Annotated in this window: 9 protein-coding genes; 1 reads left to right on the top strand and 8 read right to left on the bottom strand. The window is 42.3% G+C overall.

The window, feature by feature from the left end:
- Positions 1-18 precede the first annotated feature (18 nt).
- The 8 genes from phoB to C1E24_RS06280 form a co-directional block, all read right to left on the bottom strand.
- Complete coding sequence (gene phoB / locus C1E24_RS06315; protein ID WP_138479809.1) at positions 19-708, bottom strand: phosphate regulon transcriptional regulator PhoB; 690 nt, start codon at positions 706-708, stop codon at positions 19-21.
- Positions 709-1,251: 543 nt separating this feature from the next.
- The gene (gene fba / locus C1E24_RS06310) at positions 1,252-2,316 is read right to left on the bottom strand and encodes a class II fructose-bisphosphate aldolase (RefSeq protein ID WP_058028826.1); all 1,065 of its coding nucleotides are present in this window, start codon (positions 2,314-2,316) and stop codon (positions 1,252-1,254) included.
- A 155-nt stretch (positions 2,317-2,471) separates the two neighbouring features.
- Positions 2,472-3,650: a phosphoglycerate kinase gene (locus tag C1E24_RS06305; RefSeq protein WP_138479807.1), complete on the bottom strand. Its 1,179-nt coding sequence runs from the start codon at positions 3,648-3,650 to the stop codon at positions 2,472-2,474.
- Between the two features lie 42 nt (positions 3,651-3,692).
- Complete coding sequence (epd, locus tag C1E24_RS06300) at positions 3,693-4,706, bottom strand: erythrose-4-phosphate dehydrogenase (protein ID WP_138479805.1); 1,014 nt, start codon at positions 4,704-4,706, stop codon at positions 3,693-3,695.
- Between the two features lie 154 nt (positions 4,707-4,860).
- Entirely contained in the window at positions 4,861-5,481 is a 621-nt protein-coding gene (locus tag C1E24_RS06295; protein WP_138479803.1) for an exonuclease domain-containing protein, read from the bottom strand.
- Positions 5,482-7,320 carry a DUF294 nucleotidyltransferase-like domain-containing protein gene (locus C1E24_RS06290; RefSeq protein ID WP_138479801.1) on the bottom strand — a complete coding sequence of 613 codons (1,839 nt, stop codon included), beginning with the start codon at positions 7,318-7,320 and terminating at the stop codon, positions 5,482-5,484.
- Between the two features lie 196 nt (positions 7,321-7,516).
- Positions 7,517-9,241 carry a sodium:solute symporter family protein gene (locus C1E24_RS06285; protein WP_138479799.1) on the bottom strand — a complete coding sequence of 575 codons (1,725 nt, stop codon included), beginning with the start codon at positions 9,239-9,241 and terminating at the stop codon, positions 7,517-7,519.
- Positions 9,242-9,252: 11 nt separating this feature from the next.
- Positions 9,253-9,516, bottom strand: a complete 264-nt coding sequence (locus C1E24_RS06280; protein ID WP_138479797.1) for a DUF4212 domain-containing protein — start codon at positions 9,514-9,516, stop codon at positions 9,253-9,255.
- A gap of 379 nt (positions 9,517-9,895) precedes the next feature.
- Between C1E24_RS06280 and C1E24_RS06275 the strand changes: the two genes are divergently transcribed.
- Positions 9,896-13,330 carry a PAS domain-containing hybrid sensor histidine kinase/response regulator gene (locus tag C1E24_RS06275; protein WP_138479795.1) on the top strand — a complete coding sequence of 1,145 codons (3,435 nt, stop codon included), beginning with the start codon at positions 9,896-9,898 and terminating at the stop codon, positions 13,328-13,330.
- Positions 13,331-13,344 lie beyond the last annotated feature (14 nt).

Here is a 13,344-nt window from a genome sequence, read left to right as displayed (position 1 = left end):
GTATCCAAAGCTGAGTGCTTACATTTTACTTGAAAAACGGTAACCAGCACCGCGAACAGTTTGCACTAGTCTATCATGACCTAATGGTGCAATTGCCTTACGCAAACGTCGAATATGCACATCAACAGTGCGATCTTCAACATACACGTTAGTGCCCCAAACATGATCTAATAATTGCTCACGGCTGTAAACACGTTCAGGGTGTGTCATAAAGAAGTGTAATAAACGGAACTCTGTTGGACCCATGTCTAACTCATTACCCGCCGATGTGACTCGGTGTGAAATAGGATCTAAACGCAAGCCGTGCACCTCAATGGCTTCTTCAAGTGAGGTTGGAGACACACGACGAATAACCGCCTTAATACGTGCCATTAATTCTTTAGGAGAGAAAGGTTTAGTCACATAATCGTCTGCACCAACCTCAAGTCCTTTTACTTTATCTTCTTCTTCACCGCGTGCAGTTAACATGATGATTGGGATCTGGCGAGTAAAATCGCTTTGCTTAAACTTTTTCGCAATTTGAATACCGCTGCCGCCCGGAAGCATCCAGTCTAATAAGACCATATCAGGGTATGGCTCTACCATTGCAGCCATAGCCGAATCATAATCTTCAGCTTCTATTGCCTGAAATCCATTTTGCTCCAATACGAAAACCAACATTTCTCTGATTGGTGCTTCATCATCAACTACAAGTACTTTACGTGACATTCCCACAGTTCTCTTCGATTTACCCAAGTTGGTTTCATTATTATGACTTAGTATGACAGTTTTATGAAAAAATAATCCGATCTTAAAAAGAAATATTTATCAGGTCATATAAATGACAAAATACATTATTCCATAAAGAACAATAATTTATGGAAATTGACCTAATGAGCTCTCCTCTATTTTCGATATATTTAATCACGGCTATTTTTACAGTTGTTTACTTAACACCAAACTGAGCTGATCGGATCACGCAAATACGTACTGATTAAATAGAGATCAAATTTTGACTAAGTAGTGCACGGAGAGATCAGTTTTATACCAAGAGTAGTTGTATTAAGGATCTCAATTTGGATCTTGTTACACAGTTTTGGGGCTGTTTTGAGTGCAAATCACTCGTTAAGTTAGTAAGAAATCGATCCCAGATCGCATAAGTTGGTAAGATCATGATCCTCAACATCGGGAATTCAGATCTGAATTAGTAAAATACTGATCCAAAAAAGCCCCAATACTGGGGCTTAATATAAAATCAGCTAGACTTGGTTATTACTTGATCTGTGGATCAAGCTCGCCTGATAAATACTTCAAGTGCATGTCGTCTAGTGAGATTGGTTTGATCTTCGCTGCATTACCCGCAGTGCCAAACGCTTCATAACGCGCCACACAAATCTCAGTCATCGCTTTCGTCGCTTCAGCTAAGAATTTACGTGGGTCAAAGTTAGACGGGTTATGCGCTAGGTGACGACGGATAGCACCCGTTGATGCTAATCGTAAGTCTGTATCAATGTTTACCTTACGCACACCGTACTTGATGCCTTCTACGATTTGATCGACTGGTACACCGTAAGTTTCAGGGATCTCACCACCAAACTCATTGATTACTGCTAACCACTCTTGCGGTACAGAAGAAGAACCATGCATAACTAAGTGAGTATCAGGGATACGAGCGTGGATCTCTTTGATGCGGTTGATTGCTAAGATGTCACCTGTTGGTGGACGTGTGAACTTGTAAGCACCGTGTGATGTACCACACGCGATTGCTAACGCATCAACGCCTGTTTTCTTTACGAAGTCAGCCGCTTCTTCAGGATCAGTTAATAGTTGGTCTTCAGTTAATTTACCTTCTGCGCCAATGCCATCTTCTTCGCCAGCTTCACCTGTTTCTAGTGAACCAAGTACACCTAACTCACCCTCAACAGAAACACCACATGCATGCGCCATTTCAACTGTACGACGTGTAACGTCTACGTTGTATTCATATGAAGAAGGTGTTTTACCATCTTCCATTAAAGAACCATCCATCATCACTGATGAGAAACCTAATTGGATAGAACGCTGACATACACCTGGAGATGTACCGTGGTCTTGGTGCATAACAACAGGGATATGTGGCCACTCTTCAACAGCCGCTAAAATCATATGACGAATGAAAGGTGCGCCTGCATAAGCACGTGCGCCTGCAGAGCCTTGAACGATCACTGGGCTGTTTGTTTTATCAGCCGCTTCCATGATGGCACGCATCTGCTCTTGGTTGTTAACGTTGAACGCTGGAACGCCGTAACCATGCTCTGCTGCATGATCAAGAAGTTGACGCATACTGATTAAAGCCATTTTGCTTTCTCCAATAGTCGATAGCCTTTGCTATCTAGTTTGAACGGATATATCGAAAGTAGCCTTTCGCTTGTTGCTACTGATTTTTTATTTACCTTAATCTGAGTGAGAGTGATTAAGATAAAAAGGCCAGCAAAAGCTGGCCTGAAAAACTGTTACGCGTTTGCTCTTTTCTCAAGCATAGCAACAGCTGGTAGTTTTTTCCCTTCTAAGAACTCTAAGAAAGCACCACCGCCCGTTGAAATGTAAGAAATTTCATCTGCCACGCCATATTTGTCGATTGCTGCTAGCGTGTCGCCGCCACCCGCAATTGAGAAGGCATTAGACTTTGCAATTGCATTGGCAATCGCTTCTGTACCATTACCAAACTGGTCAAATTCGAAAACGCCAACTGGGCCATTCCACACAACCGTGCCTGCATTTTCAATGATTTTAGCTAGAGTTTGCGCTGTATCAGGACCGATATCGAAGATCATGTCTTCATCAGATACTTCAGTCACATCTTTGATAGTCGCCACTGCTGATTCAGAGAACTCAGTACCTACAACGACATCTGTTGGTACTGGAATGTCACCATCGTTTGCACGCGCTGCTGATGTTAATTTGTTTGCTTCGTCGATTAAATCAGCTTCGAAAAGCGACTTACCAACAGGGTGACCTGCTGCCGCAACGAAAGTGTTCGCGATACCGCCACCAGCAACTAGCTGGTCAACCACAGTTGATAATGAATCAAGTACAGTTAGTTTAGTCGATACTTTAGAACCACCTACAATCGCCACAAGTGGACGTGCCGGGTTATCAAGTGCTTTACCTAGTGCATCAAGTTCAGCCGCTAACAGTGGGCCAGCACAAGCAACTTCTGCAAATAAGCCAACGCCATGCGTAGACGCTTGAGCACGGTGAGCCGTTCCGAAAGCATCCATCACGTATACGTCACATAATGCAGCAAGCTGTTGAGCTAGTGCTTCGTCGTCTTTCTTTTCACCGATATTAAAGCGTACGTTTTCAAATACAACCACTTCATTGTCGGCAACTTCAACGCCATTTAGGTAATCTTTTTCTAAACGTACGTTTTGTTCTAACGCTTCGTTTAGGTAGTCAACCACTGGCTGAAGTGAGAATTCTTCATTGTATTCGCCCTCAGTTGGACGACCAAGGTGAGACATCACCATCACTTTTGCACCTTTTTCAAGTGCAAGTTTAATAGTCGGAAGTGAAGCGCGAATACGCGCATCAGACGTTACTTTGCCGTCTTTTACTGGCACGTTTAAATCTTCACGAATTAAAACACGCTTGCCTGATAAATCTAGATCCGCCATTTTGATGACTGACATTGATGTCTCCTTTAAGAACGATACTGGGTAATAGCTTTGTTGTTATTTAGCGGCCATCATGGCCTCAGCGGTGTCGAGCATACGGTTCGCAAACCCCCACTCGTTATCACACCATACTAAAAGTTTTACTAACCTTTTATGACTTACGCGTGTTTGCGTGCCGTCAATGATACAAGAATGTGCATCATGGTTAAAATCTACCGACACCAAAGGCTCTTCGGTATAACTTAGAATATTTTCTAATCGGCCTTGTGTATTAGCCTGAATTGCTTGATTTATTTTATCTAAATCAACGTCTTGATTTAGCGTAACACTTAAATCCATGGCCGTCACATTTATCGTCGGAACACGTACAGCGATGGCTTCAAAGCGACCTTCAAATTTAGGCAAGATACGCTCAATACCACGGGCTAATTTAGTGTCGACTGGAATAATTGACTGACTCGCTGCACGAGTACGGCGCAAATCACTGTGATACGCATCGATCACCTGCTGGTCATGCATAGACGCATGAATAGTCGTAATAGCACCTGATTCAATGCCGAAGGCATCATCAAGCACTTTGATCACAGGTACAATACAGTTGGTTGTACAAGAACCATTAGAAACAATAGTGTGTTCAGCTTTAAGCTCTTCTTCGTTAATGCCATACACTATGGTTGCATCAACATCTGCATCGGCAGGTTGAGAGAATAACACTTTTTTAGCACCTGCATTTAGATGTTTTTTAGCGTCTAAACGACTGTGGAACACACCAGTACACTCAAGTACCACATCAACTTCTAGAGCCTGCCAAGGTAAATGAGCCGGATCTGACTCACTAAATAGTTGGATTTTATCGCCATTTACTTCTAAGAAAGGCGCATCATGCGAAACCGAGTAAGCAAAACGACCGTGAGAGGTATCATATTTAAGTAAATGCGCAACGGCTTTGGGATCGGCTAATTCATTAATAGCCACGATTTCAATATCTTGACGGCGACCTGATTCGTACAATGCACGCACAACATTGCGTCCAATACGACCAAACCCATTTATTGCCAGTTTTATTGCCATTAAGTTGTGGACCTAGCTAAATGCAGAGACAGGAAATTAATACAGTTCCTCAAAATAGCTCACTTAATTTAGAGGATTGGTATAACTTCCTAAAAGATGGGGCTATTGTAATCGACATAGGCAAATTATGTATACACTTGCGCGAAAAAAAATCTTACATCAAGGCCGAAAGTTTAAGTGGCTTACCCGCCCCAATTTTATTTATTAAGACTAACAACAACTCGGCAGTTGCTAAGGCATCGGTTAGTGCATTATGCACCTCATAGTCTGGTAGTTGATAACGAGTGCGACAATTAGCCAAAGTCAGGCTGTCCTGATGTAATTCGGTGTTTTGCTTTAACTGACGCCTTTTCTCAATTTGCATCGTGTCAACAATGGCCAAAGGGAGTGCCTCTAAACCTAACGCTTTGCTATTTAATCGGATAAATCCCCAGTCTAAATAAGCGTTGTGGCACACTAATACCTTATCGTGCAAAGCGTCACATAGTTCAGTCATTAACGCCTCAAGAGATACCCCTTCATTAAGCGTTTGCTCATCGATACCATGATAAACCGGACTCTGATCTAGCTGCTTCACATCACTATTGATTATGTGCATCGCGCTTTTTAATTGAATTCTGTCACTGCACATAGTTACCCAAGCCGCTGATACAATTTCATGTACTTTAGGATCAAGCCCTGTGAGTTCAAGATCTAAAACTACAAACTCCACTTCATCGAGTGACTTGCCTTTGGCTTTTAAATAGCGAAATGCTTTTTGTACTAACTTCTGCATTTACAAGCTGCCTCTGGCAAACTTAAACGCACAGGCTTGTTGCGCTTGCTTAATTAAATAAAACGCTTCTTTCAATTGATGCTTCTCAAGAGAAGTTAACATTTCAGGGTCGATACAGTTGCCCGGCAAGCCCTCTTTATTCAATTGGGTTTTGAGTCGCAATTGCGTCAGGTAGCGCCAACAATCTTTGAGGTTATAAATATCTTTAGCGCTTATGAGATTAAATTTAGTCAGCGCATCCAGACGTTCAAGGGTATTGGCCCGCCTTACTCCCGCTTTTAGTGCATAGAGCCTTGCAATATCATTGATGATCACAACACCGCGCTTTTTCAGATCTAAATACTTATGCTTAGACTCACTCTTCTCAAGTTTAAATTGCTGGAACAAACCAATCGGTACAGAGTTCGCGTTAATATCTGTGGCCATGGCCGCAAAGAAGAGTTCATTTTTGCTAATTCTTTCAAGCGACACACATAAGTCACTGTATAGCTCATTCGAACCATCAATAAAGCGCAAATCAAAAAAGATCTTACAGTTCAACATCGCCTGCGGCGTGGGTGATTTGATCCACTTAAAAAATCGCTCTGACCACTCATTTAAGGTGCCGCAACACTCAGGGTTGCTTGCCATAATATTACCTGGGCAACGCTTAATACCGCATTCAACGAGTTGTTCACAAACAAACTCACCCATTCCTTTGAAGTAAGCTCTTTGCGCTTCGGTTAAATTGTTCGGTAGTAATAAGCCATTGTCTTGATCTGAATGCAAAGTTTGCTCTTCACGGGCTTGTGAACCAAAGCAAATAAAACTAAACGCACATGGCGCTGTACCATGCTCTTGCTGATAAATGCGAATTAATCGACTGGTCAATGCATCGGTCAGACCACTTAATAGCTTGCCCATGACCGAGATATCATCAATGTTATGAGAAAAGCTCTTTAATAATGCAGGGATCTCTTGCGCATACAGGCGTAACTGCTGAACCGATGTCGCTTTATAAATGCGACCAATAAGTTGTACCGGATCGCTTTTTTGCTGACGTAACAAATCTGTACTGGTCAACATACCGAGAGGCGTGTAATTTTCATCGAGCACAGGCAAATGATGTATGTTGTGTTTAAGCATTAAATGCAAAGCAGAAAATACTCGATTGTTTTCGAAAATGAATTTTGGCTTAGCCGTCATCACCTGATTAATTGCCATATTAGGATCAACATCCTTGGCCAGAACCCGATTACGCAAGTCTCTATCTGTGAGCACACCGATAAGACTCTCTTGCTCTGTGACCATAATGGAAGAGACCCCATGCTCACTCATTTTCACCGCGGCATCACGAATTGATGCATCCGGCCCGAGTGTTATCGCCTTTCTGGTCAATAGCTCACTGATTTTTTTCTCAGACCAGTTATCACTTTTTTGCTGATAATGAGAAGACAGCAAGCGATTAGCATGAGCGCGCACAAAGTGTTGTTCGAATGCCTTATATTCACGACGTAAGTAATCAAAGCTAGTTTGATTTAAGATATAAATTAAGCCGGGGGTCGACACTTCGATGCGATTTTGTATGGCATCGCCGGTTAATAAAGACGGAAAGCCAAAATAGTCACCTTCTGCGATTTGCGTGATCACTTCTTCTTTGGCATTGACCAGATCATATTGACCTGAGCGGACTAAGTATAAATTTGGCTCAGTAGATTTTAGCCACTGTGACTGATTGTCTTTGTTTAAATAAACAATTTCTAAATGGGACACAAAATAGTGGGTCGCCGCTTCTGGTAATTGGCTAAATGGCGCCTGTAAGGCAACAAATTTTGCGACTTCAGCAACTTCTGGGGTCATGCTCTACTCCTAAGTCACCCGCCTATAAACAACTACAATAAAAGAAAGAAATGTTAGTGTTTACGCTTAGGTATGAATCGTTTTAGCAAAATGCAGCTATCAAACCGAATTTTTTAGAAATGTAAAAACAGCACTTTGCTAAAACGAATAAAAGCCCAGCCTTGTCGGCTGAGCTTTGTGCTTATTCGCTCAAATATTAGTGGGCGTGTGCCTCACCTGAGCCTTTAGGGTTACGAATACTATCAACCATGTCTTGCACTTCTTTTGGTGTTTCAGCAGTTAGTTTAAGAACAACCGCAGCAACGATGAAGTTAACTAGCATACCGATGATACCAATACCTTCTGGAGAGATACCGAATAACCAGTTTGCTGGTGCATTAAGCTCAGGACTAATAAACTTGAAGTAAATGATATAAGCCGCTGTGAAGCCAATACCTGTGATCATACCTGCAATCGCACCTTCTTTATTCATCTTCTTAGAGAAGATACCCATGATAATTGCTGGGAAGAAGCTCGCTGCTGCTAGGCCGAATGCAAATGCCACAACTGAAGCCACGAATCCTGGCGGGTTGATACCGAAGTAGGCTGAGATTGCAATCGCTGTCATCGCCGCCAAACGCGCTGCGAGTAACTCTTGCTTATCACTGATATCTGGTTTTAGTGTACGCTTAAGTAAATCATGCGATACCGAGGTTGAAATTACCAGTAGTAGACCCGCTGTGGTTGATAGTGCTGCTGCAATACCACCCGCTGCGACCAATGCGATAACCCAAGCAGGCAGATTCGCAATCTCTGGGTTTGCCAGTACCATAATGTCTCGGTCAATGTTCACTTCGTTAGCACTGTTTGGATCTGAGATCTTACCTGCAGAGTAATTCATTCTACCGTCACCATTCTTATCTTCGAAGGTGATAAGGCCAGTTCTTTCCCAGTTTTTAACCCAAGTTGGTGCTTCTTCGTAAAGTGTTCCGTTACCATCTTTACCATTAATCGTATCAATCATGTTTACACGCGCAAATGATGCAACCGCAGGGGCTGTCGTATAAACAATCGCGATGAATACAAGCGTCCATGCTGCTGAGATGCGTGTATCTTTTACTTTCGGTACTGTGAAGAAACGAACGATTACATGAGGCAGACCCGCTGTACCGACCATAAGAGCGGCAGTGATAGCGAATACATCGATCATACTCTTAGAGCCTTCGGTATATTGCGAGAAGCCAAGCTCGGTACTCAGTCCATCAAGTTTATCGAGCATATACACACCCGAGCCATCGGCTAGAGTTGCACCGAAGCCTGTTTGCGGTAGTAAGTGGCCAGTCATCATTAGAGAAATAAATACAGCTGGTACTAAATACGCAAATACTAATACACAATACTGAGCAACCTGCGTATACGTGATACCTTTCATACCACCTAATACAGCATAGAAGAATACGATAACCATACCGATGTAAACACCGGTCTCAATGTCTACTTCTAAGAAACGAGAGAATACAACACCTACACCACGCATCTGACCGGCAATGTAAGTGAAACAGATAAAGATTGCACACAAGATAGCTACTACACGGGCAACTTGAGAGTAATAACGATCTCCTATGAAATCTGGTACCGTAAATTTACCAAACTTACGAAGATAAGGTGCTAAACAAAGCGCCAGTAGTACATAACCACCAGTCCAACCCATTAGGTAAACACCACCGTCGTAACCAGCGAAAGAAATAATACCCGCCATTGAAATGAATGATGCTGCACTCATCCAGTCTGCGGCTGTTGCCATGCCGTTTGCCACAGGTGGTACACCACCGCCAGCAACATAGAATTCTTTTGTTGAACCCGCACGAGCCCAAATTGCGATGCCGACATAGAGCGCAAAGCTCAAGCCAACAATAATAAAGGTAAGAATCTTAACATCCATCTTCGTGCTCCTTATTCATCTACGCCGTATTTTTTATCAAGCGTATCCATTTTGAACACGTAGACAAAAATCAAAGCCACAAAGGTGTAAATTGCGCCTTGCTGTGAAAACCAAAAACCTAATTTGAATCCAAAGAAGCGGATCTCATTAAGTACATCTACCAGTAAAATGCCAAAACCAAATGACACTACAAACCATATTGTTAATAGCTTAAACATGAGGCTCAGATTTTCTGACCAATATGCTTTTGCTTGTTCTTCGTCTTTAAAAGCCATTTTTGTTGTCCCCTATCACTTGCCAATGAATTGGCTGTGTTGGTGTTAATCGTCACTATCTACATTAGCAACGCCCTTACAAGTTGGAATTGCTACCTTAGTCGTAACAACAAGTTAACGTTTACGTAAACTGCAGATTGACACACTTAAAACATCAGGTTTAACTATATTTAACAAACACTTAGCAAATTAAACGTTCGCATTTTGAGCAAAAAAGGCATTTTTGGGATGGTATGAGACATTAGTCTAATTTAGCCAGAGCAATAAATACAAAATCTATAATAAACAGTAAGTTAAACATTGAATTGCGATACAAAAAGGATTACAAAAAAAGCAAATGTGATAAGGTTATTTGGTCGACAATAAAAAAGATAAGACTATGAGCGCTGCACTGATATTTGTTTCTCTTTGTTATATAGGGGTTTTATTTTGGCTGGCAAACTGGGGAGATAAAACCACCCCCCGTGCGCTAAAGTTTAGCCATCATCCTTTTGTATACGCATTGGCACTCGGCATTTACTGTACATCATGGACTTACTATGGCGCCGTGGGTACTGCTGCGGCGAGTAGTTGGCATTATTTGCCTATTTTATTAGGGCCCGCTTTATTATTTTTATTCGGACAAGGTTTTTTAAGAAAACTGGTATTAGTCAGTAAAAAACAAAATATCACCACCATTGCCGATTTTATCTCTGCCCGCTACGGCAAACGACAAACCACAGCCGTCATGGTTACCATGATAGCTTTGTTGGCGACCATTCCTTATATCGCGCTGCAACTAAAAGCGCTGAGTTCTAGCTTTTTATTACTGCAACAAGATGAGCAACTCTCTGGTACTGTTTTAGCGCTTACTGGTACTTTGATCATCGCCCTGTTTGCTATATTTTTTGGTACACGAAAAGTCGACGTTACCGAATACCGTTCAGGCTTAATGCTGGCCATTGCGTTTGAATCTATTATTAAACTGTTAGCACTTGTTGCAGTGGCAGCTCTGGCATTAGTCGCACTTTATAATCAGCCAAAACATAGCTTAAATTTACTCACCCATTGGCAAGACTTTAACTTTAGTAGCTTCAATTTTATTGGCCAGAGCCTGATCGCGGCTGCGGCTATTATCTGCCTGCCCAGACAGTTTCATGTGACTGTCGTAGACAACCAAGATAGAAAGCACTTACTTACAGCTAGATGGGCTTTTCCTTTATACCTTATGTTAACTGCAGCGATGATCATCCCGATTGCGACTGCTGCTATTCATCCGAATATTGGCTCTCATTTGGCGGCAGACAGTTTTGTACTGGCACTGCCTATTTCAACCGGCCACCCAATTCTCACGACCTTTGTCTTTATCGGTGGGCTATCTTCGGCAACTGCGATGATCGTTGTAGCAACACTCACACTCAGTACGATGTTGTCGAATGATGTGGTATTGCCATTGGTACTAAAACGCCGTTTTCACCGCGCCCCTGCGTTGGGTAATTACAAATCTTCCATTCTCTTGATCCGCCGCTTTATCATCGCCGCCATTTTATTATTGGCTTATTTATACCAACAACACTTTGGCCATGGGGAATCACTGGCAAGTATGGGTCTTGTGGCGTTTTCATTAGTAACCCAATTATTACCTGCCATAGTCGGTGGTTTATATTGGCGTAAGGGTCATGCTTATGGTGTGTATGCTGGCTTATTAGCTGGATTCATCTGTTGGACACTGTTTTTAATGATGCCCATGGTTGATATGGGTTTTTCTCTCAACTTTGAAGCAAGACAAACGCTCATCACCCAGGGCACTTTAATTGCCTTATTTGCAAACATCAGTTGCTACATTAGCTTCTCATTAGGTGCCCATGAGCGTTTAATCGATAAAATACAAGCCGCAGCCTTTGTCAATCCACGTGAAGAAGCGGCTTTGATTAAACGCATGAACAAAAACGTCAAAGCAACCGTGTATGACTTTAAAGTGCTATTACAGACTTTCTTAGGTGTTCAGCGTTCACAACAACTGCTTGGTCATTATACGTTATTGCATGATATTGATGACAATAACGCCTATCCAGATCCTGAGTTTATCGCCTATTGTGAACGAGCCCTCACCGGGGTTTTGGGAGCCTCGTCTGCGCAAGCGCTTATTCATACCGTTGCCTCTGGCAAGCAAATGGCATTTGAAGAAGTCGTTAACTTCTTTGATGAAACTACCCAAGCGCTTCAATTTAACCAAAACTTACTCTACACCTCGCTCGAAAACCTCTCTCATGGTATTTCTGTTGTAGATAAAGACCTTAACCTCGTTGCTTGGAACAAACGTTATGCTGAGATGTTTAATTATCCTGAGGGCTTTTTAGAAGTAGGCCAACCAATAGAAGAAGTCATTCGTTTTAACGCAGAGCGTGGCGAATGTGGCCCAGGTGAAATAGTTCGCCTTGTTGAAAAACGTGTTCAACATTTAAGAAATGGCACACCACACCACTTTATTCGCCACCGTCGTGATGGCCAGGTGTTTGAAATGACGGGTAACCCACTACCTGAAGGCGGATTCGTGACTAGTTTTAGCGATGTCACCATGCACATCGCCACACAAAACGCTCTAGAAGAAATTAACATGGATCTAGAAAACCGCATCGAAGCGCGTACTCAAGAGATCCGAAATATAAATAAAGACTTAGAAGCACAAATAGACTCGAGAATTGAAACCGAGCACGCCTTAATCGCTGCGAAAAAAGAAGCTGAAAAAGCCAATGACAGTAAAACCCGCTTCTTAGCACTCGCCAGCCATGATATTTTGCAGCCACTCAACGCTGCCAGATTATACTCTGCTGCTATTGATGCCAATCATCTTTCACATCAAGATAAAAGTAACTTTGATAAGCTCAACGACTCGCTCGATTCTACCGTTCACCTGATGTCATCTTTACTTGATATTGCCAAACTAGAACAAGGGGCCATGCAGCCAACCCCAAGACATTTTAGTATCGATGATATTCTCTGCCCACTTGCCAATGAGTACGCGATTTTATCGAGCGAAAAAGGCCTTAAATTGAAAGTCAGAAGCAATCAAAATATTGTTCATAGCGATACCACATACTTGCGCCGCGTGATCCAAAATTTAGTGTCGAATGCCGTAAAATACACAGACTCAGGCAAAGTATTGATTGCTACTCGAAAGCGTAAACATGGCTTATTGGTCGAGGTGTATGATACGGGCCCAGGGATCAGTGAATACGAACAAGCAAAGATATTTAACGACTTCTACCGCATACACTCAAATGACAATAAAGGCGTTGGTTTGGGTTTAGGGGTCGTAAAACGTCTATGTGACCTGTTGTCCATTGTTTTAGAGGTGAAGTCTATCCCCGGTAAAGGGAGCCGTTTTAGTGTATTAATCCCACATGGTGATGCTAATTTAGTGGCGAGGAAAACCCTCACAACTTCCAGCATGCCACTTGGAGATAATAACGCTAAGCTCAATGTCATCGCCGTTGACGACGACCCTAAAAACCTAGAGGCCATGTCGAGTTTATTAGCTAAGTGGCAAACTAACTACGATCTATTTAATGATGTTGATTCGGTACTTGCACATGCTAAATCAAATAAAGCCCCTGATTTAATCCTCATGGACTATCAGTTGGGTACTGAATGTGACGGCATCACTTTAATCAAAACTTTGAGAGAAATATGGCAATCACAGGTGCCCGCAGTGCTTATTACCGCTGTACGCGACCAAGAAGTTAAAGCTGAAGTAAAGGCTTTGAACATTCATTATCTATCAAAACCGGTAAAACCGGCAAAATTGAAAGCGTTAATGAATTTTGGCCGTTAATAAGCATGAGTTAG

This window comes from Pseudoalteromonas phenolica (genome assembly GCF_005876835.1).
Classification (GTDB): Bacteria; Pseudomonadota; Gammaproteobacteria; order Enterobacterales; family Alteromonadaceae; genus Pseudoalteromonas; species Pseudoalteromonas phenolica_B.
The sequence above is the reverse complement of the archived record's forward strand: the minus strand, read 5'-3'. Positions and strand labels throughout refer to the sequence as shown.